Source organism: Limnohabitans sp. 2KL-1 (assembly GCF_003063435.1).
In the GTDB taxonomy this organism is placed as follows: Bacteria; Pseudomonadota; Gammaproteobacteria; order Burkholderiales; family Burkholderiaceae_C; genus Limnohabitans_A.
On record NZ_NESL01000006.1, the window covers coordinates 89,418 to 114,485 of the forward strand.

The window sequence follows — 25,068 nt, forward strand, 5'->3', positions numbered from 1 at the left end:
CATGAACGCCGACAAGTTGTCCACAGGCCCGCAGCCATCAGAAGCCACGCGCAACCGCGTCACGCTGGCTCCCATGACGCAGGAGGATCTGGATGCGGTCATGGCCATCGAGCAAACCGCCTACAGCCACCCCTGGACGCGCGGTAATTTTCAGGACTCGCTCAACCCGCTGTTTGATGCCCTGTGCCTGTGGCTGGACGGCGAATTGTTGGGCTACTTTTTGGCCATGCGAGGCTTTGAAGAGATGCACTTGCTCAACATCACCGTGGCCCCAGCCCGTCAAGGCCAGGGTTGGGGGCGCATGATGCTGGACGCCTTGGCGCTGATGTCGCGCCACGCAGGCGCGCAGTGGCTGTGGCTGGAGGTGCGCCAAAGCAACCAGCGCGCCTTGCAGGTCTATGAGCGCCATGGCTTCAAGCAGGTCAGCATCCGCAAGGATTACTATCCGGCAGGCCGCCAGCAGCGTGAGCATGCGGTGGTGATGAGTTTGAAATTGTGAGCCTGAACATGAGCGACCCCACCCGATTCGACCTGGACGACCGCCAACGCGCCATGCTGGCCGAGATGGGCGTGCGCGTGTGGTGGCCGTCGTCTGCGTCGGCACCTTTGCCGGCCGGCAACACGCTGGATGCAGCCCCGGCTGCAGGTCAGGCCAATCCCCTTGCCGTGGCGGGTGCTGCTGCAGCGCTGGTGACACCCGGCACGGCTGAGCCCTCGCGTGCGCAGCCTGTGCCCCCCAACTTGGACCGCAGTGGTCCTGCTGCGCGCTCGCAGCGCGCAGCAGTTGCGGTGCCGCCGGCAGCATCGCTTGTCGTCTCGGGCGGCGCTTTTTCCGCTGTGCCGGATGGTGTGTCGAGCATGGGCTGGGATGAATTGCAAACCACCGTCAATGGCTGCACCTCATGCGCTTTGTGCAGTGCGCGCAAAGCGCCGCTTCTGGGGTCGGGCCATGCACAGGCCTCCTGGATGGTTGTAGGGGATTTGCCTGCTGAAGAAGACGATCAGACAGGCCAGACCTTCACAGGCAAGGAGGGCCAATTGCTGGACAACATGCTCAAGGCGGTGGGTGTGCGTCGTGTGGGCATGGCTCGGCCGGATGAAGTTTTGTCACCTCGAAACGAGGCGTACCTGACCCACGCCGTCAAATGCCGGCCGCCTGGTGGGCGCAATCCCGAGGCGGCTGAGTTGGCGGTTTGCTCGGCGTATCTCTCGCGACAGGTGGCGCTGGTGCGGCCTCAGGTGATTCTGGCCATGGGCCGGTTCGCCATTCAGACCTTGCTGGGCAGCACGGAGCCCATGGGCAAGTTGCGCGGTCGTTTGCACGACTTTCAGGGGGTGCCGGTGGTGGTGACTTACCACCCGTCCAGCTTGTTGCGCAACTCGGCCGACAAGGCCAAGGCCTGGGCCGATTTGGTGCTGGCACTGAAGGTGGTCAAGGCCTGAAACATGGCCGTGTCGCCACGCCCGGCCTTGTGGCCTGTGGCGGTGGCTTCAGCCTCCGATAAGGTCCCCGATCAGCGTGGGGTGCCCATGGCTTCACCCATGACAATGGGCTTGCCAGGCGTCCAATCGGCGTTGAACTTCATCACGCCTTGCGGGAAAAGCATGACCACGGTGGAGCCCAGCAGGAAGCGGCCCATTTCTTCGCCTTGCGCCAAGGCAATGTTGCCCATCTCGTAAGCCCATTCGCGCACCGTGCCCGGGCGTGGCGGGTTGACGACGCCGTGCCAGACGGTGGCCATGCTGCCCACAATCGTGGCCCCCACCAGCACCATCACAAACGGGCCGTGCTCGCCTTCAAAAACACACACCACCCGCTCGTTGCGCGCAAACAGGCCGGGCACGCCACGGGCCGTGGTCGGGTTGACCGAAAACAGATCGCCCGGCACGTAAATCATCCGGGTCAAGCGGCCCGCGCAAGGCATGTGGATGCGGTGGTAATCACGCGGGCTGAGGTACAGCGTGGCAAATTCGCCGTCCTGAAACTGCGCGGCCAGCGCCGCATCGCCCCCCACCAGCGCCTGCGTGCTGTAGCTGTGGCCTTTGGCTTGAAACACCCGGTCGCCCGCAATCGGCCCGCACTGGCTGATCGCGCCGTCCACGGGGCTCACAAAATCGGCCGCTGCCAGCGGGCGGGCGCTGTCCTTCAATGGGCGCGTGAAAAAGGCGTTGAAACTCTTGTAGCTGGCCGTGTCCGGATTGGCCGCTTCGGCCATGTTCACGTTGTAGCGGCGCACAAAGCGGTCGATGATGCCGGTGGTCACGCCGCCCCACTGGCTGCCCGCCACCCAGCCCGCAAAGGCGGTCAGGGCTTGTTTGGGGATCAGGTATTGCGGCAGGACCGCCAGGCGGTCAGAAAAGGAACTGGACATGAAGGGGCCGCGAGCGCGGTTCACAAGAAGACCCTGATTTTATCGGGACGTAGCTGCGGGTTTCCCCTGTGGGAGTCCGCCCTTGCGGCCGAATGGTTGCGTCACAGCAGGCACAATCTGCGCATGAACTCCCCATTGCTTTCGGTCGAACATCTGGTCAAACGCTACGGCGACGCCACGGTGGTCAATGACCTGTCTTTCCACATCGAGCCCGGTGAATGCCTGGGCGTGATCGGCCCCAACGGTGCCGGCAAAACCACCACGCTGCGCATGTGCTTGGGTTTGTCCGAGCCGGACAGTGGCGACATCCGCTACTTTGATGGCTTGCAAATGCCGCGTGACGCGCTGGCCATCAAGGCCCGGCTGGGGGTGGTGGCGCAAATGGACACGCTGGACCCGGACTTCAGCTCGGAAGAAAACCTGCTGGTCTTTGGTCGCTACTTTGGCCTGCCAGACGCCGTGATCCGCGAGCGCATCCCGCCGCTGCTCGAATTTGGCGCCCTCAGCCACAAAGCCAAGGCCAAGCCCGGCGAGTTGTCGGGCGGCATGAAGCGCCGCTTGAGTCTGGCGCGCGCCCTCATCAATCACCCGCAACTGCTGATGCTGGACGAGCCCACCACGGGCCTGGACCCGCAAGCGCGCCACCTGATGTGGGAGCGCCTGCAGGTGCTGCTGCAAGAAGGCAAGTCGATCTTGCTCACCACCCACTTCATGGACGAGGCCGAGCGCCTGTGCAGTCGCCTGTTGGTGCTGGACCAAGGCCGCAAGATCGCCGAAGGCAAACCCCGCGACCTGATCGCCGAGCACCTGGAGCCCGAAGTGGTGGAGGTGTTTGGCCAAGGCGCGGTGGCGCTGGCGCAAGAAGCCAGCCTGAAAGCGTTAGCAGGCCGGGTGGAGGTGAGCGGCGAAACCGTTTTCTTCTACACCCAAGACAGCCGCGCCCTGATGCACGCTCTGGAGGCCTGGCCCGCGCTGCGCACCTTGCACCGACCTTCTAATTTGGAAGACCTTTTTTTGAAATTGACCGGACGCCAGATCCGAGAGGAAGGTTGAACATGAGCCAAATTCAAAACAACATCTGGGCCGCGCCCCGCCTGTCTATGCGCTGGTGGCCTGTGTTCCAGCGCAATTGGCTGGTCTGGAAAAAGCTCGCCATCCCCAGCTTGGTGGGCAACATCGCGGAGCCCTTGATGTGGCTGGTGGCCTTTGGCTACGGCCTGGGTTCACTGGTCGGCCAGATCGAGCTGGGCGGCGAAAAAGTGCCCTACATCCTGTATCTGGCCAGCGGCAGCATCTGCATGAGCGCCATGAACGCGGCCACGTTTGAGGCGCTGTACTCGGCGTTCTCGCGCATGCATGTGCAAAAAACCTGGGACGGCATCATGAACGCCCCGGTGCGCTTGGACGACGTGGTGCTGGCCGAAATGCTTTGGGCTGCCTTCAAGGCGCTGTTCACCGTCACCGCCATCCTGGGTGTGATGCTTGCCCTGGGCATCAGCCACAGCTGGAAACTGCTGGTCGCTTGGCCCGTGCTGCTGGGCGTGGGCATCACCTTCAGCTGCATGGCGCTGATCTTTAACGCGCTGGCCAAAGGCTACGACTTCTTCACCTACTACTTCACCCTGTTCCTCACGCCCATGATGTTCCTCTCGGGCATTTTTTTTCCGCGTGAGCAACTGCCGGCGTTGGTGCGCGTGATTGCCGACTGGCTGCCGCTGTCGGTGGCGGTGGATCTGGTGCGCCCCTTGTTTCTGGACCGCTGGCCCGACCAGCCGCTGCGCCATGTGCTGGTGCTGGCGGTGTTTGCGGTGGTGTCGTTCTGGGTGGCGCTGGCGTTGACACGCAAGCGGTTCAGGCGTTGATGGTTTTGACAGGGTCTGCGCTTGCCAGTCCGACGTCGTTTCATTTCAGACCTATTTGTGCTGCAAAGACAAAAAAGCCCTCCGAGGAGGGCTTTCCCGGCTTGAAGGCCTGGTGCGATGTGCGAAGCACGAAACCTCAGATCGCCAGCAGTCGGGCCAACCAAACGTCGCTCGAGCCTGCATTCGTGCGGTCACCAGCGATCAAAATTTTGCCGTCTGACTGAACGGCCAGCGCGTGCGCAAAGTCGTTGCCAGCGCCCAGCGAAATGGCCACCACACCGTCAGGAGTGCCATCGCTGTTGCCTTGGCCGAAAGAGGTGTCAAGCGTGCCGTTGCTGAGCAAGCGTGCCACAGCTGCGTTGGTGGATCCATCGCTGGCCACCGTGAACCCTGCCACGACAATCTTGCCATCTGCCTGCATGGTAATGGCAACGCCCGTGTCATTGCCTGTGCCCAAGCTCAGGCCTGTGACGCCGTGGGGTGTGCCGTCCGATGCGTCAGCACCGAAAGAATTGTCGAGCGAGCCGTCCGTGTTGAGGCGAGCGACAGCGATGTTCGTGGAGTTGTCTGCAGCGGTGGTTGCCCCCACCACCAAAATCTTGCCATCTGATTGCAGGGTGACTGCACTGGCCGCGTCATTGCCGTTGCCAAATGAGATGCCAGCCACGCCGTCCACCGTGCCGTCGGCGGATCCCACACCGAAAGAGCTGTCCAGCTCGCCATCCGAGTTCAGTCGCGCCACAAACGCATTGGTCGTGCTGTCTGCCGCACGTGTGGTGCCTGCAACGACGATGCGGTTGTCAGGTTGGATGACCAAGCCATTGGCTTGGTCATCACCATCACCGAGACTGATGCTGACCACACCCGCTGGTGTGCCATCGGTGCCGCTGGCACCAAACGCACTGTCCAAGCTGCCATTGGTGTTGACACGGGCCAGCATGAGGTTCTTGGTGCCCGACAGCGTCGTGGAACCTGCAACGACCAGTTTTCCATCGGCTTGGATGGCCAAGGCATTGGCGACATCTTCGCCAGCGCCGCCCAAGTCCACCGCCACCACACCTGCCACCGTGCCATCGTTGGCGTCAGCGCCAAAGCTGGTATCCAGCACGCCTGCGCTGGTCAACCGAACCAGGATGATGTTGCTGGTGCCGTTGGTGGGTTTGCTGGTGCCTGCCACGACAATTTTGCCGTCGGCCTGAATTTTGACAGCCATGGCGACATCGGAGGAGTCGCCCAAATCAAGGGTGACCGTGCCATCTGGGGAGCCGTCGCTGTTGCCCACGCCAAAAGTCACATCCAGGCTGCCGTCGCTGTTGAAGCGCTCGACCACGATGTTGCTGGTGCCGCCGTTGGCGTCGCTGGTGGTGCTGCCCGCCACCACGATCTTGCCGTCCGTTTGAACGGCCATGGTTTTGGCATAGTCGTTGCCCGCACCCAAAGAGCGACCCACCACACCATCGGGTGTTCCATCGCCCGTACCCGCGCCGAAAGTGGCATCCAGTGTGCCTGCCGTGGGCAAGAGGCTGCTGCCACCGCAGCCCACCACCAACGAGGTTGTAAAAGCCACCAACATGGCTGCTGCGACTTGGCGTCGAAATTGGCCGAAGGAAGACATGGATGTTGAAAGACCTGAATGCATTGAATTCCCTTTGAAAAGTAATTAAATATTTCTCTTTTGCTGCGCTGATTCACGGTTCTGAATCTCACACGACAAAAATTCTAAAAGTGTTAACATTGAAAATAAGATCGAAATTCGTTCAATAGAATTTCAAATATTGAAAATCACAAATATTGTCAAAGGCGCATGCGCACAAGCAGGGCCGTGATTTGTCAATGAACAGCAGCGGTGATGGATGGAAACGGAAAATCTCCGACTTTTTGCGGCCGTGTGCGAGCTCGGCAGCTTGCATCATGTGGCTTCCCGTGAGGAGATGTCAGCGCCGACCCTGACGCGCAAGATCCAGCAATTGGAGTCCGAGATGGGTACCGAGTTGCTCAAACGTGGCCGTCGTGGGGTGCAAGCGACACCCGAGGGTTTGCTTTTGTTGGAAAAATCCATGCATTTGCTCGGCCTTGTCGAAGATCTGCAAAACCTGTTACCAAAGCGGCAAAAACAACATACGGGAATCGTCACCATCATGGGTTCTTTCAGCATGACGGCAGGGCGTTTGCTGGATGACATAGAGGGTTTTCTCTCGATTGAGGAAAACAAAAATGTCCGGATCATTTTGAAGGAGGCGGACAAACAGACGATTGTTGATAGCGTGCGTGCGGGTCGTGCAGCGATGGGCGTGTTTTGGGATGCCGCGGAAACGTCGGGTTTGCAGACGTTTCCTTATTGCTACGACAAAGGTTCAATCGTTGTCCATCGATCGCATCCCTTGGCGCAGCGCGAAACGCTGACATACCAAGAGGCGGCTTGCTACCAAACGGTACGTACCAAAACCACCAGGTTGGTCGAGGTCATGCTCGAGCGCAGTGGGGTTCTCGACCGCTTGTCCCAAAACAATCGGATCGAAGTGCCGACCTTTGAGGCTTTGTTGAGGTTGGTCAGAAAAGGCGCTTATGTGGGGCTCTGTCCCCGTGAGGTGGCGCAGGTGTATGCGGACTACTTTGAACTCAAAATCATCCCGCTGTCAGACCGTTGGGCTCACCGCCGGCATGTCATCGGCTGTATCAACAGCGCATCGTTGACCGCCGCAGCGCGTGGTTTGCTGGACCATCTTTGTGCTCAGGCCAACACAAATGCCACGGACGACTTGGCTCTGTGAATAGCGTGATCGGTGATGGGCTGCCAGCAACTTGGACGGGTGCATGGACTCAGTGTCCACACGCCGTTGCATTGGCCGCAGCGCATCAGTTCAAGCCCGCAGTTCGCGCAGTTCTTATGGGCTTTGCAGTCCACATGACAGCAAGGAGCGTGCCTTGAGTCGGTGGTTAAAAAGTATGCGTTGCTTTGCAGCCCTTTTGTTGCTTGCGCACATGGGTTCTCAAGCCATGCTGATCGAGCGTCACATGCGGCCCATTACGCTGGTGGTCGGTTATGCGCCAGGCGGTTTGAGTGATCGGTTGGCGCGAGTGGTCGCCAAGTATTTGGAGCAAGAAATTGACAGGCCCGTGGTGGTCAAAAATGTGAGCGGTGCCGGGGGCGTGTTGGCCGCCAATGAGGTCTTGTATGCCCATGTCGAATCGCCGACTTTGCTGGTTGGAGATTCGGCATTGATCGTCTCTCATGTGACCCAAGCACCACAGTCGGTAGACCTGTCTCTTTTATTTCCAATAGGGACGTTGGGCAGCACGTCGTTTGTGGTGGCTGTGGCCAACCCATCAAAATTTCGCACCTTGAATGATTTGCTGGGCAATAAGACCGATTCATTGAAAAGACTGACCGTTGGCACGCCGGGGGCCAATACGGTCCATGATCTGACTGCCCGCTTGATGCTCGATCGTGCGCAGACGAAGGCGGAAATGATCCATTACCGAGGTGGGGTACCCATGTTGGCCGACTTGCTCGAGGACCGGTTGTCATTCGGGCTTTTGAGTCTGGTGACGGCCCGGGAGTATGAGAGATCCCAACAAATCAGAATTCTCGCCGTGACCGGAGAGCGTCGCAGTCGTCTTTTTCCGAACACGCCCACTGTGTCCGAAAGCTATTCCGGGCTCTACAGTGCCTCCACCGCTTATCTGTTGGCGTCCCCCCAAATGTCAGACGAGCTCAAATTGACGCTGACCCAAAAATGGGGACAGATCATTCGAAAAACAGACTTTTTGAATGAGTTACGTTCGTTGGAGATGAGTGCGCCATTTTTGGATGCTGCCGGCGCTGCAGTGAAAATCACCGAAGAAAAAAAGTGGTGGACAAAGTTGGTCAAAATCCAGCCCCATTGAAACTTCAGGAATGACAGCCGACCCGCAAGATGTTGGCACAGACAGACGTGTCAGTGGGTAGACATCAGTCGCAGCTAAGATATTTAATTCATTTCACATGCATTTCAAGGAAAAAAGATGAGCATTCAAACCGTAGGCATCATTGGCGCAGGCACCATGGGCAATGGCATCGCACAGGCGTGTGCGGTGTCAGGCATTCAGGTGGTGATGGTCGACATCTCGGACGCGGCCGTGGCCAAGGGCGTGGCCACCGTGACCAGCAGCCTGGACCGTTTGGTCAAGAAAGAAAAGATCAGCGAGGCCGACAAGGACGCTGCGCTGGCACGCATCAAAGGCAGCAGCAGTTACGACGACCTCAAGGGCGCTCAGCTGGTCATCGAAGCCGCCACTGAGAACCACGAACTCAAGGTCAAGATCCTCAAGCAGTTGGATGCCTTGCTGGCGCCCAACGTCATCATCGCGTCCAACACCTCGTCGATCTCGATCACCCAGTTGGCCGCTGCCACCCAGCGCGCTGACCGTTTCATCGGTATGCATTTTTTCAACCCTGTGCCCATGATGGCGCTGGTGGAGATCATCCGGGGCCTGCAGACCAGCGACGCCACGCACGATGCGGTGCACGACATGGCGCTGGCCTTGGGCAAAACCCCGATCACCGTCAAGAACGCACCGGGCTTTGTGGTCAACCGCATCTTGGTGCCCATGATCAACGAGGCTTTCTTTGTGTTGGGCGAAGGACTGGCCGAAGCCGAAGCCATTGACGCGGGTATGAAGCTTGGTTGCAACCAGCCCATTGGCCCGCTGGCGCTGGCCGACATGATTGGTCTGGACGTGTGCTTGGCCGTGATGGAGGTCTACCTCAAGGAATTCGGCGACAGTAAATACCGCCCCAGCCCCTTGCTCAAAGAAATGGTGGCCGCAGGCCGTCTGGGCCGCAAGACCGGGCAGGGCGTTTACAAGTACTGAACGCCAGTTGGGATCGGGGCAAGCAAGGCGATGCCCTGTTTGGACTTCACGCCGTGATGAGCCGGCGAGCAATGCAGCGTGCCCGGAGCGCCAGCGGAGGGACGGCGAAGTCGGCTCGCCGCCGCCGGGCGCAACACCCGGCCAAACACCGCTCGCTGGGGTGCAGGCATTCGATGAAGGCTGTCACGTTCGTGAACGCGACATCGCCATGTCGACCTCTACCATGAGGCCATGAACACCACCCCCCACCCCGAAGGCCAGATCGACTGCAGCGTGCACGGTGCAGTCCTTCAGATTGGCATCAACCGCCCCGCCAAGCGCAACGGCTTCACGCCCAAGATGTTCCGTGAGCTGGGTGAGGCCTACACCCGGCTCGACGACGACCCCGCATTGCGCGTGGGCGTGTTGTGTGCGGCGGGCGACCACTTCACTGCCGGGCTCGATTTGCCCACCATCGCGCCGCTGATGCAGCGTGGCGAAAAAGCTGTGCCCCTGGGCCTGGTCGACCCGCTGAACCTGGGCATGGAAGGCTACCGCCGCCGCACCAAACCCATGGTGGTGGCGGTGCAGGGCATCACCTACACGCTGGGCATCGAGCTGATGCTGGCGGCCGACATCGTGGTCGCGGCCGACGACTGCCGGTTTTCTCAGCTGGAAGTGCAGCGCGGCATCATGGCCACGGGCGGTGCCACGCTGCGCATGGCCGAGCGGGCGGGCATGGGCAATGCGCTTTTGCATTTGCTCACGGCCGATGTGTTTGACAGCGCCGAAGCCCTGCGCCTGAACTTTGTGCAAAAGGTGGTGCCTGCGGCGGGCTTGTTGGCCGAGGCCATGCGCATTGCCGACCTGATCGCCGCGCAAGCGCCGCTGGCGGTGGTGGCCACGCGGCAGAACGTGCTCAAGGGTGTGGAGCAAGGCCCGCTGGTGGCCATGCACGACTTTTTGCCTGTGCAGCAACGCTTGTCGCGCAGCGAAGATGCCGCCGAGGGCGTGCGTTCGTTCGTGGAGAAACGTGCCGCCCGCTTCACCGGCCAGTGAGGTGCGACCCGCCCGATGGGTCGGCTGGGCGTGATGTTTCCCGTGCCTGAATCTCGCGCCGCAGATCGGCCACTTCCTGACGCAGGTGGCCGATTTCCTGCATCAGGTCTTTTTCGATTTGGCGCTCTTCGTCTTCGACTTCCTTTTCCACAAAAATGGCCGACAGCGAGGCGGTGACCAGCGACAACACGGCCAGGCCCAGCAGCACCACGATCACTGCAAAGGCGCGCGAGGCCTGGGTGGACGGCACCACGTCACCAAAGCCCACGGTGGCGGCGGTGGTGAAGGCCAGCCACAGACCGTCCGACAGGGTGACGATGCGTGGGTCAATCAGCCAGAAGCCCAGACCCCCCAGCCCCAAGATGGCCACGGCCAGCAGCAGGGAGTAGATCAGGCCCTGGCGGATCAGGCGATGGAGGCGGCGGTGTTGCTCAGGCATGCGCTGGATTTTCGCCCATCGGGCGCGATGGGTTGGGAACATCACGGATGTTTGGACGCCTTGATGCGCGTCAAGGCGTGGGGGCGGCTGTGGGTGCAAGATTCGCTTCAGGCCCATCGAAGATGATGGGGCACGATTCCCCATTCAGGAGACCCCATGAGGTTGGCCCTCTTGTCAGACCTGCACGCCAACTGGCAAGCGCTGTCTGCCTGTTTGTCTCACGCCCAGGCGCAAGGCGTGGACGGACACGCCTTTTTGGGTGACTTGGTCGGTTATGGTGCCGATCCCGGCCAAGTGCTGGATCAGGTCATGGCCCTGCACGCGCAAGGCGCGCAGGTGCTGCAAGGCAATCACGATGCGATGGCGGTTTCGCCGCCGCCGGGCGAAGCTTCGTTGGGTGCGAGCACGAGCGGCTGGACGCATGGCCAGCTGAACCGTGCGCAGCGCGATTATTTGGCGCAGCTGCCGCTGACCGCCACGGTGGAACATGTGCTGCTGGTGCACGCCAGCGCCGACAAGCCCGAGGCCTGGCGCTATGTGGATGGCGAACGTGCCGCCATGGCCTGTCTGGATGCTGCCAGGGGCGGCGGTGTGGTCGATGGTGTTCCGCCAAACCATGTGATGGTGGGGCATGTTCACCATCAGACCCTGTATTACCAAGGTGCCGGACGCGGCCTGATGCCTTTCAGACCCACGCCCGGCGTGGGCGTGCCGGTGCCGCGCCTTCGTGCCTGCGTGGCCACGGTGGGCTCGGTCGGGCAGCCGCGCGATGGCGACCCCCGGGCCATGTATGCCATCTACGACATGCGCGCAGGGCGGTTGATTTTTCACCGCGTGCCCTATGACCATGCCGCCGCCGCGCAGGCCATTCGGCAGGCCGGTTTGCCCGAGTACTTTGCCCATCGCCTGGAGACTGGACGTTGAAACTGCTGCAACCTGGTGAAGTCATCGACGGCTTCGAGATCGACGAGTGTGTGCACGCCGGTGGCATGGCGCACATTTACACCGTGCGTTACGCGCCTTCGGCAGATGGCACGCGCCGTGCGTCCGAGTTCCCCATGGCCATGAAGATTCCGCGCATGACGGCGGGGGACGGGGCCGAAAACATCATCGGCTTCGAGATCGAGCACCAGATCATGCCCACGCTCACGGGTCCGCACGTGCCGCGCTTTGTCGCGGCGGGGGATCTGTCGCGCATCCCGTATTTGGTGATGGAATATGTGCAGGGGCAAACCTTGCAGCACTGGCTGGAGCGGGGTGCGCCCCTCATGCCCGACGAGATCGCCCGTTTGGGCGCGGCCATGGCCAAGGCCGCGCACAGCCTGCACCGCCAGAACGTGTGCCACCTCGACCTCAAGCCTGCGAATGTGCTCATCCGCCCCGATGGCTCGGCACTTTTGCTGGACTTCGGTTTGTCGTGCCATGCGCACTACCCGGACTTGCTGGCTGAAGAATTGCGCAAGGCGGTGGGCTCGCCGATCTGGATCGCGCCCGAGCAGGTGGTGGGTGTGCGCGGCGATCCGCGCAGCGATGTGTTTGCCATCGGCGTGATGCTCTACCAGCTGGCCACGGGCGAAGCGCCGTTTGGCGAGCCCGCCACCGCAGGCGGCATGCGCCAGCGTTTGTGGATGGACCCGGTGCCGCCGCGCCAGCGCCGACCCGATTTGCCCGAATGGTTGCAGGAAGTGATTTTGCGTTGCCTGGCCCCAGTGGCGGCCGAGCGCTACCCCTCGGCCGCGCACTTGTCCTTTGACCTGACGCACACCGACGACATCCGCATCACCGAGCGTGGACGCCAGACCCGGGGCACGGGTTTTTGGGTGCACTTCAAACGCTGGCTGCGCGCCGCCGGCATGCAGTACCAGCCCAGTCCCTTGCCTTCACAACAGATCGAGCAGGTGCCCATCGTGATGGTGGCCGTGCCTTATAAAGATGTGAGCGATGCCACGCTGTATTCCTTGCGCGAAGCGGTGTCGCGCTCGCTGGGCATCCGACCCGGGGCGCGGCTGGCCTGCGTGACCGTGATGGGCTCGGGCGACACCAGCACGACCGAGTCAGACAAAAGCGAAACCAGCGTGCACCGCTGGCACCTCACGCGCTTGCAGCAGTGGGCGCAGCCGCTGGACCTGAACGGGCATCAGACCTCGTTCCATGTGCTGGAGTCGGGCGATGTGGCCGATGCGCTGGTCAAGTACGCCGAAGGCAACCAGGTCAGCATGGTCATCCTGGGTGCGGCCACACATGGCCTGCAAATGCAGCGCTGGGTGGCCACTGTGCCGATCAAGGTGGCCATGGCGGCACCGTGCACGGTGATTCTGGTCAAGCCCGCTTTGCCATTCGAGCAACTGGTCAGCGCCTGAGCCCTTTGGGCTGCGCCACAATCGGTGCATGACCGAATCCAACGCCTTGCATCCTTACGCTGAACTCACCCCGGACCGGGTGATGGACGCCCTGACCGATCTGGGCCTGTGGCCCGATGGCCGTTTGCTGGCGCTCAGCTCTTACGAAAACCGGGTCTACCGTGCGCACCTGGACGAGCCGGTGCAGGGCAGCACGGCGGTGGTGCTCAAGTTTTACCGGCCGGGGCGCTGGAGCCGCGTACAAATTCAGGAAGAACACGACTTTGCAGCCGAGTTGTTGGTGGCCGAAGTGCCTGTGGTGGCGCCGATGGTGCTGAACGGCAAGACCCTGCACCAGAGCGCCGGGTTTGATTTTTCGGTCAGCCCCTTGCGCGGCGGCCGCACGCCCGAACTGGATGACTTTGACGTGCTCGAATGGATCGGCCGATTTCTGGCCCGCATCCACACCGTGGGCGCGGCCCAACCGTTTGCGCACCGCCCCACGTTGGATGTGCAGAGTTTTGCGCTGGAGCCGGCCGAGTGGCTGCAAAAGCATCAGATGATTCCGCTGGAAGTTGAGCGCGAATGGCGTGAGGCTTTTGCCGCAGCGCTGGCCCTGGTGCAGGACGCTTTTGCCCAGGGGGCGACTGACCGGCAACTGATTCGCCTGCACGGCGACTGCCATCCCGGCAACATTTTGTGGACGCCTGCCGAATTGCCCGGTGGCGGGCCGCACTTTGTGGACCTGGACGACGCCCGCATGGGCCCGGCGGTGCAGGATTTGTGGATGCTGCTGTCGGGCGATCGTGCTCAGCGCACGCAGCAGCTGTCGGCCTTGCTGGATGGCTATGAGCAGGTGCGCGATTTTGACCGCGCCGAGCTGAAGCTGATCGAGCCGCTGCGCACGCTGCGCTTGATCCACTACAGCGCCTGGCTGGCCCGGCGTTGGGAAGACCCGATATTTCCGGTCAACTTTCCTTGGTTTGGCACACCCGACTATTGGCGTGGCCAGGTGCTCATGCTGCAAGAGCAAATCGAGCAGATGCAGGAAGCGCCGTTGGTGGTGTGAGTTCAGCGCCGCGCAGGCTGCACGCCCAGCGCCATGGCGCAACCGATCAGCGCGGGTTGTTCGGCACGGATGACGTAGGTCGGGATGCGCAACATGTAGTTTTCAAAGCGGCCCTTGGCCTCAAACGCGGCCCTGAAACCCGACTGCGCAAAGTAGTTGCCCAAGCGCCCGATCACGCCGCCGCCAATGTAAATGCCGCCGCGTGCGCCCAGTGTCACGGCCAAGTTGGCCGCTGCGTTGCCCAGCAGGCGGCACATGCGGTCCAGTGCTTCTTCGCAGGCCACATCGCTGGTGGCCAGAGCGCGTTCGGTCACTTGCGCTGCCACCAAGGCTTCGGCCTTGGTGCCGTTCAGCTCACAAATGGCGCGGTACAAATTTTCCAGGCCCATGCCCGAGACCACGCGCTCGACAGAAACATGGGGGTGGGTGCGCCACAAAATGCGCAGGATGTCGGCTTCGCGCTCGCAGGTGGGCGACATGCTCACATGCCCACCTTCACCCGCAATGGGCACCCAGTCGCCCCGTCGCGAACGCACCAGCGACGATACGCCCAAGCCTGTGCCCGGACCGATCAGCCCCTTGGGCGCATCGGGCACGGGCTCGCCCGAGCCGATTTGTTGCAGGTCGCTGCCACCCAAGGCCGGTGCTGCCATGGCCATGGCCTCCCAGTCGTTCAGCATCAAGAGGCTGTCCAGCTGCAGCGCCTGTCGCGTGGCCTCAATGGAAAACTGCCAGTGGTTGTTCGTCATCTTCAGCACATCGCCGTCGATGGGGTTGGCAATGGCGATGCAGGCTTGTCGCACCCCGGTTTGGCCCACTTGCTGCAGATAGGTCTGCGCGGCTGCGGCCAGATCAGGAAACTGCCCGGTGGGCAAAGTCACTTCGTGTGTGATGGGCGAGCTGTCGCCGTGCACCAGGGCAAAGCGGGCATTGGTGCCGCCGATGTCGCCCAGCAGGCAAGGGGTTTGAGCGTGGTGTGCGTTCATGGGGAAGGGTTCAAGTTGCAGGTGTTGGTGACAGGGGTAAGCGGATCGACACGCACAGGCCATGGGGCAGCACTTCATCCAGCTGGACCTTGCCATGGTGGCGCTCCACGATTTCCTTGACGATGGCCAGGCCCAGGCCGCAGCCTTGCCCGATATCGCTGGCACGCACAAAACGCTCAAACACCCGTTCGCGATCGGCGGGTGCCAGGCCCGGCCCGGTGTCGGAGACTTGCAGCAGGGCGTGTGGCGTGGTGCTGGTGTGGTCGGCCGTCACGCGCACCGTCACCTGACTGCCTGCGCCCGCATAGTGCAGCGCGTTGTCGATCAGGTTGGTCAGGGCTTCGCGGATCAGCAGTTCGTTGGCCACCACCCACACGGGGGTGCAGGCCGCTTCGTCCATGCCCAGGTCGATTTGCACGCGCAGGGCGCGGGGCACCCATTCGGCGGTCAGGGTCTGGGCCATGCGGTGCAGGTCAAAGCGGCGGCGGTCGTGGGCCATCACCGATTCGGGCTCGGCCCGGGCCAGTGTCAGCAGCTGGTTGACCAGGTGGGCGCTGCGGGTGGCGCTGTCGTGCACGCGCTGCAGCCGGGCGCGCAGCTCGGGGTCGGTGGTCGATTGCAGGGCGATTTCGGTCTGGCTTTTGAGACCCGCCAGCGGCGTGCGCAGCTGGTGCGCGGCGTCGCCAATGAAGCGTTTTTGGGTGCTCACATTGCTTTGCACCGCCGCCAGCAAGGTGTTGAGCGCGGTGGCCAGTGACCAGAGCTCTCGCGGGGCCGAGGCCAGTTGCAAGGGGGCCAGATCGGTCGGTGCCCGCCCTTCGACCTGCTGGCGCAGGCGGCCCAGCGGGGCCAGCCCGGCGCGGATGCCCAGCCACACGATCAGCGTCATCAGCAGCACCAGACTCGACATGGGCAGCAGCATGTCCACCAAAATGCGCCGGGCCAGTTCCTCGCGGTTGGCGCTGCTGCGCGCCACCTGCACCAGCATGGTCTGGGGGGCGTTGGCCTCGTCGCCAAAGCGCAGGTACAGCGCCACCAAGCGCAGTGGCTGGCCGGGCGGTGTGTGCAGCGCGGCTCGGCCATTCACGGGCATGGTGCCGTCGTAAAAATAAGGCGTGTTCAGTTCGGGCTCGACCGGTTCGGCCTCCTGCGTGGGCAAGACCGGGGCGGGCAGAGACTGGTTGCCCAGAATGAATTGCCCGGGCGGCGAGCTGACCATGTAAAGCAGCTTGTCGGCCGGATCGGCTTCGAGCACGTCTTGCGCGGCACGCGGAAAGTCGATCAGCAGCCCATTGCCAATGGGCTTGAGTTGGCGCGCCAGCGCTCGGCTGGCTTGCAGCAGGCTCGCGTCCACCGCCTGGTTGGCATAGCCCGCTGCAAATTTGTAGGCTGCCACGCCCCCGGCCATCCACAGCACCATTTGCGGCAGCAGCACCCAAATCAACAGTTGCCGGGCGAGTGACACGCCCGCCTGACCGGGTGGGGTGGCTTGTTCGGGGGCAGGCGGGAGGGTGCTCGGGCTCATGGGGTGGGGCTCAAGCCTCGGCTTCCATCAGATAGCCCAAACCGCGCACGGTGCGGATCACCAGACCCGCGCCTTCAAGTTTGCGGCGCAGGCGGTGGATGTAGACCTCGATCGAATTGCCGCCGCCGGTTTCGCCGCCCTCGTCGCTCCAAGCCTGGTTGATCTGCTCTTTGGTGACCACCTTGTCGCGCTGGCTGACCAGCAGTTCCAGCAGCGTCCATTCGCGGCCGCTCAGCTCCAGTGGCTCGCCGCCCACCACGGCCCGGTGCGATGGGGCGTCCAGCGACAGCTTGCCAAACAAGGCCGAAGCGCTGGCCGGCTGGCTGCGCCGCAGCAAGGCTTGCAGGCGGGCCAGCAGCTCAGGAAAGTCAAAGGGCTTGGTCACGTAATCGTCGGCCCCGGCCTGCAGCCCAGCCACCCGGTCGTCTAGCGCATCGCGTGCGCTCAGCAGCACCACGGGCAAGGCGGGGTGGGTTTGGCGCACATGCTGGAGCACGGCCAGGCCATCCATCATCGGCAGGCCGATGTCGAGCACAGCGATGTCAAAGCTGTGCTTGTGCAGCAAATAGTCGGCCACCGCCCCGTTGGGCGCGTGTTCCACCTCAAAACCGGCCCCACCCAGTTGGGTGGTCAAGGCGTCGGCCAGCATCGCATCGTCTTCGGCAAGCAGCAATTTCATGCCCGAAGCTTAATGGATTGTTGCGACTGTGGCCTTTAAATCGTCAAATTCGGGGTCAGGGTTTAACCTGATGTTAATTTATTAATAGAATATTAATATCTGGTCCGTCGAGGTTGATGTGGGCCCACCTGCATGCAGTTCTGCCGCCTCGCACATCCACTCAGGCCCTTTGAGGCCATAACCGGGAGACTCTCTTGAAAGCTATGAAATTGTTCCAGCGTTCGATCTTGGCCACAGCCGCTGTGTTGGCCGTGGCTGCCCATGCCGGTGAAGTCGAAGTGCTGCACTACTGGACCAGCGGTGGCGAAGCCAAAGCCGCCGCCGCCCTGAAAGCCACGCTGCAAGCCAAAGGCCATGTCTGGAAAGACTTCGCCGTGGCCGGTGGCGGCGGTGACAACGCCATGACCGTGCTCAAGTCGCGTGTGGTCTCGGGCAATGCGCCTGCCGCTGCGCAAATCAAAGGCCCCGCTTTGCAAGAGTGGGCCGCTGAAGGCGTGCTCGCCAACATCGACGATGTGGCCAAAGCCGAGAAGTGGGACAGCCTGCTGCCCCCCGTGGTCGCCAACGTCATGAAGTACAAGGGCAACTACATTGCCGCCCCCGTGAACGTGCACCGCGTGAACTGGCTGTGGGCCAGCAACGACGCGTTCAAAAAAGCCGGTGTCAAAGTGCCGACCAACTGGGACGAGTTTTTTGTCGCGGCTGAAGCCCTGAAAAAAGCCGGCATCATTCCCGTGGCCCACGGTGGCCAAAACTGGCAGGACTTCACTGTGTTCGAGAGCGTGGCGCTGGGCGTCGGTGGCGCTGACTTCTACAAAAAGGCCTTGGTGCAACTGGATGCAGGCACTTTGTCCGGCGCGACCATGACCAAAGTGCTCGACACCTTCAAGAAGGTCAAGGGCTACACCGACAAGAACGCCGCTGGCCGTGACTGGAACCTGGCCACCGCCATGGTCATCAAGGGCGAAGCCGGCATGCAGCTGATGGGTGACTGGGCCAAGGGCGAATTTGTGGCCGCAGGCAAGACCCCTGGCAAAGACTTCACTTGCGCAGCCGCCCCCGGCACGGCCAAGTCCTTCACCTTCAACGTGGACTCGTTCGCGCTGTTCAAGCTGAAGAACGAAGCCAACGTCAAGGCCCAGAAAGACCTGGCCTCGGCCATCATGTCCACCGATTTCCAGGAACTGTTCAACCTGAACAAGGGCTCGATCCCTGTGCGCCTGAACATGAACCTGGCCAAGTTTGACGATTGCGCCAAACTCAGCTCCAACGATTTCGTGGCCACGGCCAAGAGCGGTGCGCTGGTGCCTTCCGTGGCGCACGGCATGGCCATCGGTTCGGCCACTTCCGGTGCGATCCAAGACGCGGTCAGCCAGTTCTGGAACGACGACAAGATGGCTACCCGCGACGCTCAGGCCAAGATCGCTTCGGCGGCCAAGGTCAAGTGAGTCTTTGAGCAGGCCTGCTGCGGATCGCGGCGGCCTGTTGCCCCCTTTAGCCACGGGGTTGCGGGCCACAAGCTCGCAGCCCGCGTCGGCCCCCGATTGGATCACCCATGTCTGCATCATCCCCTCAGCAAGCCGCGTGGCTGCCCCGGCTGGTCATTGCGCCCAGTTTTGTGGTGTCGCTGCTTTTTATCTATGGCCTGATGGCCTGGAACGGCTACCTGTCCCTGTCCGCCTCGCGGATCTTGCCTAACTACGAATTTGTGGGCCTGCAACATTACGCCGCCCTGATGGACAGCGACCGCTTTCAGGTGGCCATGACCAACATGGCCGTGTTTGGTGTTTTGTTCATAGGCGGGGCCATGGCGCTGGGCGTGTTGCTGGCCATCTTGTTGGACCAGAAGGTGCGCGGCGAAGGCGTTTTGCGCACCATTTATTTGTACCCCATGGCGGTCTCGTTCATCGTGACCGGCACCGCCTGGAAATGGATCATGAACCCCGGCCTCGGGCTGGAGCACCTGATGCACAGCTGGGGGTTCACGTCGTTCAGTTTTGACTGGCTGATCCAGCAAGACATGGCGATTTACTGCGTGGTGATTGCCGGTGTCTGGCAAAGCGCGGGCTTTGTCATGGCGCTGTTTTTGGCCGCGCTGCGCGGCATTGACGACTCGATCATCAAGGCCGCGCAGGTGGATGGCGCGAGCTTGCCAACCATTTACTGGCGCATCATTTTGCCCAGTTTGGGGCCGGTGTTTTTCAGCACCTTGCTGGTGGTCTCGCACCTGGCCATCAAGAGCTTTGACCTGGTCATGGCGCTCACGGCGGGCGGCCCCGGTTACGCCACCGACTTGCCCGCCACCTTCATGTACGCCACCGCATTCACCCGCGGGCAGATCGGTGTGGGTGCGGCCAGCGCCACCGTGATGCTGGCCACCGTGGCCGCCATCGTGGTGCCTTACCTGTATTCTGAATTGCGAGGCAAACGATGAACCGCTTGAACTTTCATCGCCTGATCCTGTGGAGCATGCTGCTGTTGTTTGCTGCGTGGTTTTTGGTGCCCTTGTATGTGATGCTGACCACCTCGCTCAAAGACGCCGAACAGCTGCGCTCAGGCAACCTGCTGAGCCTGCCCACCGCACCGACGCTGGCCGCCTGGTTCAAAGCCTGGGGCAGTGCCTGCACCGGCGTGCAGTGCGAAGGCCTCAAGCCCTTCTTCTGGAACTCGGTGCTGATGGTGGTGCCTGCGGTGCTGCTGTCCACGCTGATCGGCTCGCTCAATGGTTATGTGCTCTCCAAGTGGAAATTTCGCGGCAGCGAGACCCTGTTTGCCTTCATGCTGTTTGGCGTGTTCATGCCCATGCAGGTGGTGCTCTTGCCCATGAGCCAGGTGCTGGGCTGGCTGGGCGTGGCCAGCTCGGTGTGGGGCTTGATGCTGGTGCACGTGGTGGCGGGCATTCCATCGACCACGCTGTTTTTCCGCAACTACTACATCGGCTTGCCGGACGAACTGATCAAGGCCGCGCAGCTGGATGGCGCGGGTTTTTGGATGATCTTTCGCCGCATCGTGTTGCCGCTGTCTTTGCCGATTTTGGTGGTCACACTCATCTGGCAGTTCACCAACATTTGGAACGACTTTTTGTACGGCGTGGTGTTTTCGGGTGCCGACAGCAAGCCGATCACCGTGGGCCTGAACAACCTGGCCAACACATCGAGCGCCGTCAAGGAATACAACGTCGACATGGCCGCCGCACTGATCGCGGCATTGCCTACCTTGTTTGTGTATGTGGTGGCAGGTAAATATTTTGTGCGCGGCCTGACGGCTGGCGCCGTCAAAGGCTAAAGGAAAAAGACCATGGGCGCACTTGCCATTCGCAACATCCACAAGACCTACAACGAGACGGTCCACATCCTCAAAGGCATTGATCTGGAGATCGAAGCCGGAGAATTTTTGATTCTGGTCGGCCCGTCCGGCTGCGGCAAATCCACGCTGTTGTCGATGATCGCGGGCCTGGACCACCCCACCAGCGGCAGCATCCACATCGGTGAGCGCGATGTGACGAACTTGCCCAGCAAGGACCGCGACATCGCCATGGTGTTTCAGAGCTACGCGCTCTACCCCAACATGACCGTGGCGCAAAACATCGCCTTTGGCTTGGAGATTCGCAAAGTGCCCAAGGCCGAGCGTAAAGCGGCGGTGGACCGCGTGTCGGCCATGCTGCAAATCGGCCACCTGCTGGACCGCAAACCCGGGCAACTCTCGGGCGGTCAGCGTCAGCGTGTGGCCATGGGCCGGGCCCTGGCGCGAGACCCCAAGCTGTTTTTGTTTGACGAGCCACTGTCCAACCTCGATGCCAAACTGCGCGTGGAAATGCGCGCCGAAATCAAGCTCTTGCACCAGCGCACCCAAACCACCACGGTGTACGTGACGCACGACCAGGTCGAAGCCATGACGCTGGGCGACCGCATCGCCGTGATGAAAGACGGCTTGGTGCAACAGTTCGGCACACCTGCCCAAATCTACAACCGTCCGGCCAACCGCTTTGTGGCCGAGTTCATCGGCTCACCGGCCATGAACATGGTGGACGCTTCTCGTGTGGGTCAAGCATTGACTGCCCACGGCGTGGAACTGCCCATCACCGATGCGCAACGCGCCGCCCTGCAAGCCCACGGCAGTGCCGAGCTGGTGTACGGCCTGCGCCCCGAGAGCATCAGCTTTGCCGCACAAGGCTTGCCTGGCAAGCTCAGCATGATCGAGCCCACCGGCCCCGAAACCTATGCCACGGTGGACACCGCCGCAGGCAAGCTCACGGCCCGCGTGCCGGGCGTGCTGCAAGCGAATGTGGGCGATGCGGTGCACCTGCAATGGTCGGCCGAGCAGTCGCATTTGTTTGACCGGGCGAGTGGCGTGCGTTTGGCTTGAGTGTGGGCATGCAGCGCGTGTGCATGGGCTGACGCCATGCTGGCCATGTAGGTGGGAGGCGCGCCGGCGTTCTGTGCTCCAGCAGACAGATCGTTGAATGGCCTATCTGGATGATGTTGAAACGCAGAGTCCGCTTGCGCCTGTGACGTGGCAGGCATTGACAGCGGTCTTTCTGTTTTTCACAGGAGTCGCCATGGCCAAAGTTCTTGTTCTTTACTATGCCACTTATGGGCACATCGAGCTGGACGGTGCGCGGCATCAGGGCCAGCTGATTGCGCAAACCGCGCAGCGGATGTTTGACCGCTGAATGGCGCATGGAGGGCACCGTGGCCACCCGCCTCGAACACGATGCCATGGGCTCCATTGAGGTGGACGCCCAGCGCTTGTGGGGCGCGCAAACGCAACGTGCCCGTGTGCACTTTCGCATCTCTGACGAGCGCATGCCCATCGCGCTCATCCATGCGCTGGCCTCGGTCAAGCGGGCCTGTGCCAAGGTCAATGGCGATCTGGGCTTGCTGCCTGCCGACAAGGTGCAAAGCATCGTGGCAGCCGCAGACGAGGTGGTTGCAGGGCGGCACGACAGCGAGTTTCCGCTGGCGGTGTGGCAAACCGGCTCGGGCACGCAAACCCACATGAACATGAACGAGGTGCTGGCCAACCGGGGCTCCGAATTGATGGGCGGCATGCGGGGCATGCAGCGCCTGCTCCACCCCAACGACGATGTCAATCTTGGGCAGTCCTCCAACGACGTGTTTCCCACGGCCATGCACCTGGCTGCAGCTTGGGCCATCGAGCAGAACCTGTTGCCTGCGCTTGACCTGCTGCGGACGGCCTTGGCCGAAAAATCCAGGGCATTTGCGGGGCTCATCAAGGTGGGGCGCACGCACTTGCAGGACGCCACCCCGATCACGCTGGGGCAAGAGTTCTCGGGCTATGTGGCGCAATTGGCCTCTTGCCGCGCCAAATTGGTCGACGCCCTGTCGTGGCTGATGCCGCTGGCCATGGGTGGCACGGCGGTGGGCACCGGGCTCAACACCCATCCGCAATTTGGCGTGCGGGTGTGCGCCGAGCTGGCGCGTGTCCACCACTTGCCCTTTGAGAGCGCCGACAACAAATTTGCCGCCCTGGCCGCACACGATGCGCTGGTGGCGGGGCACGGGGTGCTCAAAATCCTGGCCGTGGCCTTGGTGAAGATCGCCAACGACATCCGCTGGTTGGCCTCTGGCCCCCGTTCAGGGCTGGGTGAAATCAGCCTGCCCGAAAACGAGCCGGGCAGTTCCATGATGCCGGGCAAGGTGAACCCCACGCAGTGCGAGGCGCTGATCATGGCCTGCATGCAGGTCATGGGCAACGATGTGGCCATGGGCATGGGCGGCGCTTCGGGGAATTTTGAGCTGAATGTCTGCAAGCCGCTGATGGCCCACAACCTGTTGCAAAGTTTGCGTTTGCTCAGCGATGGCATGCGCAGTTTTGAGCGCTATGGCGTGCAGGGCCTGCACGCCAACCCGCCACGCATCGCCGACAACCTGCACAAGTCGCTGATGCTGGTGACCGCCTTGGTGCCGCATGTGGGCCACGACCGTGCCGCTGAAATCGCCCAATGGGCTTTTCAGCATCAAAGCACGCTGACCGAGGCCGCAGTTTCATTGGGTTATGCCCGGCCGGAAGACCTGGCGCGCTGGCTTGACCCAGCGTCCATGCTGGGCGCGGCCAATGCCAGCGACTGGCCTTGATCAGGGCTTGGGTTTGGACTCGGGTTGCAATTGTTTTTGGGGGTCGTAAATCACCCCACCAACGCCCACACCGCCGCCCACATTCACGGGGCCGGATGTGCCCATGCCCACGCCAGCGCGTCCGGTGACTTGGCCTGCCCCGTTCACGCCCACACCGACGCCGACAGGCCCGGAATGCGCGTTGACCCCTGCGCTGATGCCGCCCGTGCCCACGTTGACGCCCAGCGACACCCCCGGCAGGATGGGCACGCCAATGTTCACACCCGCGCCGGTTTGTACGTTGGTGCAACCGAACAAGCCCACCAACAGGATCAACAGGCCCAAGCGTTGGGGCCAGCGTGTTTGCAAGGGGAAAGTCGAATGCAATGAGTTCATACGCAGCATTGAAACATTCTTTGCCAGGACGAGTGCAAGCAAATGTGTATGGCGCGCAGGCTCGGCCATGGGGCTCAGCCTGCGCTGAGCGGCCTCAAGCGCGAGCGGCTGCGCCGCGTTCAGCCTGACGCACCCGCCAGAACAACCAGCTGGCGATGCACAGGTTGAGAAAATTCCATGCGATGCCATTCAAAAAGGCGGCGTGGTAACTGCCCGTCATGTCAAACACCCAGCCCGACATCCACCCCCCCAAGGCCATGCCCAGCAAGGTCGCCATGATCACCGAGCCCACGCGGGCACCGGCCTCTTTGGGGTTGAAGTGTTCGCGGATGATGATGGCGTAGGCGGGCACGATGCCGCCTTGAAACAGGCCAAACATGGCCGAGACGATGTACAGCGGCACCATGCCGTCAAAGGGCAAAAACATCAGCAGCGCCACGCCTTGCAAAAACGAACCCAGCAGCAAAGTGCGGATGCCACCCATGCGGTCACTGATCACACCAAACACCAAACGGCTGACGATGCCGCTGGCCAGCATCAGCGAGAGCATTTCGGCTCCGCGTGCCGCGCCAAAACCCAGGTCGGTGCAATAGGCCACGATGTGAACCTGAGGCATGGACATGGCCACGCAACACGCCATGCCCGCCACAAACAGCAGGCCTTGGGCATGGGCGGGTTGCAGACCAAAGGGGCGGCTGCGGTCCACCTCCGGGGCATTGGCGTTGGCCGGGGTCAGGGTCACCAGCGGTGGGCGCTGGCGCATGCGTGTGGCCAGTAAAAACATGCCCACGCCGCAAAAAATGCCCAGCAAGATGTAGGTCTGACGCCAGCCCAAAGTCTCGACGCCGTGCTGAACAATCGGCGGCCAGATCGTGCCCGCGATGTAATTGCCGCTGGCGCAAATCGCCACCGCAATGCCCCGGCGGCGGTTCCACCACAAGGCGGTGTCGGCCATCAGGGGGGCAAAGGTCGACGAACTGCCCACCAGGCCCATCAAGCCGTGCGCCAGACCAAACGCCCAGATGCTGCCCGACATGCCCGCCCACACAAACCCACCGCACACGGCCAACGCGCCGACCCACAGCACCGGCATCAGGCCGTGCCGGTCGGCCAGGCGACCGGTGATGAGGCCACCCAGCCCCAGGCAGATCATCATCAAGGTGTAAGGCAGCGAGGCATCGGCCCGGCCCACGCCAAACTCGGTCTGCACCGCAGGCAGCACCACCGAGACGATGTACATGCTGCTGTTGCCCAGCACCACCAGCCCCAAGGTGGCCAGCAAGCGCCAGGCAGCCTGGCGGGAATCGATGAGGGCAGGGTCGGCGGGTTGGGTGTGCATTGCACCAATTTAGCGCATGGCCGGGCCAGGGCTTGTCTTGTGGGTTACTGGCATGGGTTGGCGTATTTTTTACGTATCCAAGTTTGAAACTTC

At 62.1% G+C, this 25,068-nt stretch carries 24 protein-coding genes; 16 read left to right on the top strand and 8 right to left on the bottom strand.

The window, feature by feature from the left end; genetic code table 11:
* Nucleotide 1 precedes the first annotated feature (1 nt).
* Together rimI and B9Z47_RS13210 are read left to right on the top strand one after the other, a co-directional pair.
* A complete protein-coding gene (gene rimI / locus B9Z47_RS13205; protein WP_108331769.1) occupies nt 2–499 on the top strand; it encodes a ribosomal protein S18-alanine N-acetyltransferase in 498 nt (165 codons plus the stop codon).
* Nucleotides 500–507: 8 nt separating this feature from the next.
* A complete protein-coding gene (locus B9Z47_RS13210; protein WP_108331770.1) occupies nt 508–1,443 on the top strand; it encodes a uracil-DNA glycosylase in 936 nt (311 codons plus the stop codon).
* 71 nt (nt 1,444–1,514) lie between these two features.
* Here B9Z47_RS13210 and asd read toward each other — a convergent pair whose 3' ends face one another.
* Nucleotides 1,515–2,372, bottom strand: a complete 858-nt coding sequence (gene asd / locus B9Z47_RS13215) for an archaetidylserine decarboxylase (protein WP_108331703.1) — start codon at nt 2,370–2,372, stop codon at nt 1,515–1,517.
* A gap of 123 nt (nt 2,373–2,495) precedes the next feature.
* Here asd and B9Z47_RS13220 point away from each other — a divergent pair, with 123 nt between their 5' ends.
* Nucleotides 2,496–3,425, top strand: coding sequence for an ATP-binding cassette domain-containing protein (locus B9Z47_RS13220; RefSeq protein WP_108331704.1), 930 nt, complete (start codon nt 2,496–2,498; stop codon nt 3,423–3,425).
* A gap of 2 nt (nt 3,426–3,427) precedes the next feature.
* Entirely contained in the window at nt 3,428–4,234 is an 807-nt protein-coding gene (locus tag B9Z47_RS13225; RefSeq protein ID WP_108331705.1) for an ABC transporter permease, read from the top strand.
* A gap of 136 nt (nt 4,235–4,370) precedes the next feature.
* On the opposite strand, the gene B9Z47_RS13230 is transcribed toward B9Z47_RS13225, so the two are convergent.
* A complete protein-coding gene (locus tag B9Z47_RS13230) occupies nt 4,371–5,849 on the bottom strand; it encodes an S-layer family protein (protein ID WP_158271687.1) in 1,479 nt (492 codons plus the stop codon).
* A gap of 238 nt (nt 5,850–6,087) precedes the next feature.
* On the opposite strand from B9Z47_RS13230, the gene B9Z47_RS13235 reads away from it, so the two are divergent.
* The 4 genes from B9Z47_RS13235 to B9Z47_RS13250 all read left to right on the top strand — a co-directional run bounded on the left by B9Z47_RS13235 (nt 6,088) and on the right by B9Z47_RS13250 (nt 10,126).
* Nucleotides 6,088–7,005, top strand: coding sequence for a LysR family transcriptional regulator (locus B9Z47_RS13235; protein WP_108331707.1), 918 nt, complete (start codon nt 6,088–6,090; stop codon nt 7,003–7,005).
* Nucleotides 7,006–7,048: 43 nt separating this feature from the next.
* Nucleotides 7,049–8,122 (top strand): tripartite tricarboxylate transporter substrate binding protein, encoded by a 1,074-nt coding sequence (locus B9Z47_RS13240; RefSeq protein WP_108331708.1) that lies wholly within the window; start codon nt 7,049–7,051, stop codon nt 8,120–8,122.
* A gap of 90 nt (nt 8,123–8,212) precedes the next feature.
* Nucleotides 8,213–9,088, top strand: a complete 876-nt coding sequence (locus tag B9Z47_RS13245) for a 3-hydroxybutyryl-CoA dehydrogenase (RefSeq protein ID WP_255418463.1) — start codon at nt 8,213–8,215, stop codon at nt 9,086–9,088.
* Between the two features lie 231 nt (nt 9,089–9,319).
* Nucleotides 9,320–10,126 (top strand): crotonase/enoyl-CoA hydratase family protein, encoded by an 807-nt coding sequence (locus tag B9Z47_RS13250; RefSeq protein WP_108331710.1) that lies wholly within the window; start codon nt 9,320–9,322, stop codon nt 10,124–10,126.
* Here the strand turns inward: B9Z47_RS13250 and B9Z47_RS13255 are convergent.
* Complete coding sequence (locus B9Z47_RS13255) at nt 10,113–10,565, bottom strand: potassium channel family protein (RefSeq protein WP_108331771.1); 453 nt, start codon at nt 10,563–10,565, stop codon at nt 10,113–10,115. The genes B9Z47_RS13250 and B9Z47_RS13255 overlap by 14 nt on opposite strands.
* Nucleotides 10,566–10,721: 156 nt before the next feature.
* Between B9Z47_RS13255 and B9Z47_RS13260 the strand changes: the two genes are divergently transcribed.
* From B9Z47_RS13260 to B9Z47_RS13270, 3 genes are read left to right on the top strand one after another with little or no spacing between them, the layout of a single operon-like run.
* Nucleotides 10,722–11,489, top strand: coding sequence for a metallophosphoesterase (locus tag B9Z47_RS13260; protein WP_108331711.1), 768 nt, complete (start codon nt 10,722–10,724; stop codon nt 11,487–11,489).
* The gene (locus B9Z47_RS13265) at nt 11,486–12,925 is read left to right on the top strand and encodes a bifunctional serine/threonine-protein kinase/universal stress protein (RefSeq protein ID WP_108331712.1); all 1,440 of its coding nucleotides are present in this window, start codon (nt 11,486–11,488) and stop codon (nt 12,923–12,925) included. Before B9Z47_RS13260 ends, B9Z47_RS13265 begins: the two co-directional genes overlap by 4 nt.
* Nucleotides 12,926–12,953: 28 nt before the next feature.
* On the top strand, nt 12,954–13,973 hold the full coding sequence (locus tag B9Z47_RS13270) for a serine/threonine protein kinase (protein WP_108331713.1): 1,020 nt from the start codon (nt 12,954–12,956) through the stop codon (nt 13,971–13,973).
* Nucleotides 13,974–13,975: 2 nt separating this feature from the next.
* Here B9Z47_RS13270 and B9Z47_RS13275 read toward each other — a convergent pair whose 3' ends face one another.
* From B9Z47_RS13275 to B9Z47_RS13285, 3 genes are read right to left on the bottom strand one after another with little or no spacing between them, the layout of a single operon-like run.
* Nucleotides 13,976–14,959, bottom strand: a complete 984-nt coding sequence (locus B9Z47_RS13275; protein WP_108331714.1) for a glucokinase — start codon at nt 14,957–14,959, stop codon at nt 13,976–13,978.
* 10 nt (nt 14,960–14,969) lie between these two features.
* Entirely contained in the window at nt 14,970–16,484 is a 1,515-nt protein-coding gene (locus B9Z47_RS13280) for a sensor histidine kinase (RefSeq protein ID WP_108331715.1), read from the bottom strand.
* A gap of 10 nt (nt 16,485–16,494) precedes the next feature.
* Nucleotides 16,495–17,163 (bottom strand): response regulator transcription factor, encoded by a 669-nt coding sequence (locus B9Z47_RS13285; RefSeq protein ID WP_108331716.1) that lies wholly within the window; start codon nt 17,161–17,163, stop codon nt 16,495–16,497.
* Nucleotides 17,164–17,366: 203 nt separating this feature from the next.
* Between B9Z47_RS13285 and B9Z47_RS13290 the strand changes: the two genes are divergently transcribed.
* From B9Z47_RS13290 to fumC, 5 genes are all read left to right on the top strand, one after another.
* Nucleotides 17,367–18,611, top strand: a complete 1,245-nt coding sequence (locus B9Z47_RS13290; RefSeq protein ID WP_108331717.1) for an ABC transporter substrate-binding protein — start codon at nt 17,367–17,369, stop codon at nt 18,609–18,611.
* A gap of 107 nt (nt 18,612–18,718) precedes the next feature.
* On the top strand, nt 18,719–19,597 hold the full coding sequence (locus B9Z47_RS13295; RefSeq protein WP_108331718.1) for a carbohydrate ABC transporter permease: 879 nt from the start codon (nt 18,719–18,721) through the stop codon (nt 19,595–19,597).
* Complete coding sequence (locus B9Z47_RS13300; protein ID WP_108331719.1) at nt 19,594–20,448, top strand: carbohydrate ABC transporter permease; 855 nt, start codon at nt 19,594–19,596, stop codon at nt 20,446–20,448. Before B9Z47_RS13295 ends, B9Z47_RS13300 begins: the two co-directional genes overlap by 4 nt.
* Nucleotides 20,449–20,460: 12 nt before the next feature.
* Complete coding sequence (locus B9Z47_RS13305; RefSeq protein WP_108331720.1) at nt 20,461–21,528, top strand: ABC transporter ATP-binding protein; 1,068 nt, start codon at nt 20,461–20,463, stop codon at nt 21,526–21,528.
* A 314-nt stretch (nt 21,529–21,842) separates the two neighbouring features.
* Nucleotides 21,843–23,261, top strand: coding sequence for a class II fumarate hydratase (gene fumC / locus B9Z47_RS13315; protein WP_369912299.1), 1,419 nt, complete (start codon nt 21,843–21,845; stop codon nt 23,259–23,261).
* On the opposite strand, the gene B9Z47_RS13320 is transcribed toward fumC, so the two are convergent.
* A complete protein-coding gene (locus B9Z47_RS13320; RefSeq protein ID WP_158271688.1) occupies nt 23,262–23,645 on the bottom strand; it encodes a hypothetical protein in 384 nt (127 codons plus the stop codon). It abuts the gene before it with no gap.
* 85 nt (nt 23,646–23,730) lie between these two features.
* Nucleotides 23,731–24,975 (bottom strand): MFS transporter, encoded by a 1,245-nt coding sequence (locus B9Z47_RS13325; protein WP_108331723.1) that lies wholly within the window; start codon nt 24,973–24,975, stop codon nt 23,731–23,733.
* Nucleotides 24,976–25,068 lie beyond the last annotated feature (93 nt).

What these genes read in the sequence shown, in the direction of transcription:
- rimI (WP_108331769.1), top strand. Translation starts at nt 2, where the DNA reads ATGAACGCCGACAAGTTGTCCACAGGCCCGCAGCCATCAGAAGCCACG.
- B9Z47_RS13210 (WP_108331770.1), top strand. Translation starts at nt 508, where the DNA reads ATGAGCGACCCCACCCGATTCGACCTGGACGACCGCCAACGCGCCATG.
- asd (WP_108331703.1), bottom strand. Translation starts at nt 2,372, where the DNA reads ATGTCCAGTTCCTTTTCTGACCGCCTGGCGGTCCTGCCGCAATACCTG.
- B9Z47_RS13220 (WP_108331704.1), top strand. Translation starts at nt 2,496, where the DNA reads ATGAACTCCCCATTGCTTTCGGTCGAACATCTGGTCAAACGCTACGGC.
- B9Z47_RS13225 (WP_108331705.1), top strand. Translation starts at nt 3,428, where the DNA reads ATGAGCCAAATTCAAAACAACATCTGGGCCGCGCCCCGCCTGTCTATG.
- B9Z47_RS13230 (WP_158271687.1), bottom strand. Translation starts at nt 5,849, where the DNA reads ATGTCTTCCTTCGGCCAATTTCGACGCCAAGTCGCAGCAGCCATGTTG.
- B9Z47_RS13235 (WP_108331707.1), top strand. Translation starts at nt 6,088, where the DNA reads ATGGAAACGGAAAATCTCCGACTTTTTGCGGCCGTGTGCGAGCTCGGC.
- B9Z47_RS13240 (WP_108331708.1), top strand. Translation starts at nt 7,049, where the DNA reads ATGGACTCAGTGTCCACACGCCGTTGCATTGGCCGCAGCGCATCAGTT.
- B9Z47_RS13250 (WP_108331710.1), top strand. Translation starts at nt 9,320, where the DNA reads ATGAACACCACCCCCCACCCCGAAGGCCAGATCGACTGCAGCGTGCAC.
- B9Z47_RS13255 (WP_108331771.1), bottom strand. Translation starts at nt 10,565, where the DNA reads ATGCCTGAGCAACACCGCCGCCTCCATCGCCTGATCCGCCAGGGCCTG.
- B9Z47_RS13260 (WP_108331711.1), top strand. Translation starts at nt 10,722, where the DNA reads ATGAGGTTGGCCCTCTTGTCAGACCTGCACGCCAACTGGCAAGCGCTG.
- B9Z47_RS13270 (WP_108331713.1), top strand. Translation starts at nt 12,954, where the DNA reads ATGACCGAATCCAACGCCTTGCATCCTTACGCTGAACTCACCCCGGAC.
- B9Z47_RS13275 (WP_108331714.1), bottom strand. Translation starts at nt 14,959, where the DNA reads ATGAACGCACACCACGCTCAAACCCCTTGCCTGCTGGGCGACATCGGC.
- B9Z47_RS13280 (WP_108331715.1), bottom strand. Translation starts at nt 16,484, where the DNA reads ATGAGCCCGAGCACCCTCCCGCCTGCCCCCGAACAAGCCACCCCACCC.
- B9Z47_RS13285 (WP_108331716.1), bottom strand. Translation starts at nt 17,163, where the DNA reads ATGAAATTGCTGCTTGCCGAAGACGATGCGATGCTGGCCGACGCCTTG.
- B9Z47_RS13290 (WP_108331717.1), top strand. Translation starts at nt 17,367, where the DNA reads ATGAAATTGTTCCAGCGTTCGATCTTGGCCACAGCCGCTGTGTTGGCC.
- B9Z47_RS13295 (WP_108331718.1), top strand. Translation starts at nt 18,719, where the DNA reads ATGTCTGCATCATCCCCTCAGCAAGCCGCGTGGCTGCCCCGGCTGGTC.
- B9Z47_RS13300 (WP_108331719.1), top strand. Translation starts at nt 19,594, where the DNA reads ATGAACCGCTTGAACTTTCATCGCCTGATCCTGTGGAGCATGCTGCTG.
- B9Z47_RS13305 (WP_108331720.1), top strand. Translation starts at nt 20,461, where the DNA reads ATGGGCGCACTTGCCATTCGCAACATCCACAAGACCTACAACGAGACG.
- fumC (WP_369912299.1), top strand. Translation starts at nt 21,843, where the DNA reads ATGGAGGGCACCGTGGCCACCCGCCTCGAACACGATGCCATGGGCTCC.
- B9Z47_RS13320 (WP_158271688.1), bottom strand. Translation starts at nt 23,645, where the DNA reads ATGCTGCGTATGAACTCATTGCATTCGACTTTCCCCTTGCAAACACGC.
- B9Z47_RS13325 (WP_108331723.1), bottom strand. Translation starts at nt 24,975, where the DNA reads ATGCACACCCAACCCGCCGACCCTGCCCTCATCGATTCCCGCCAGGCT.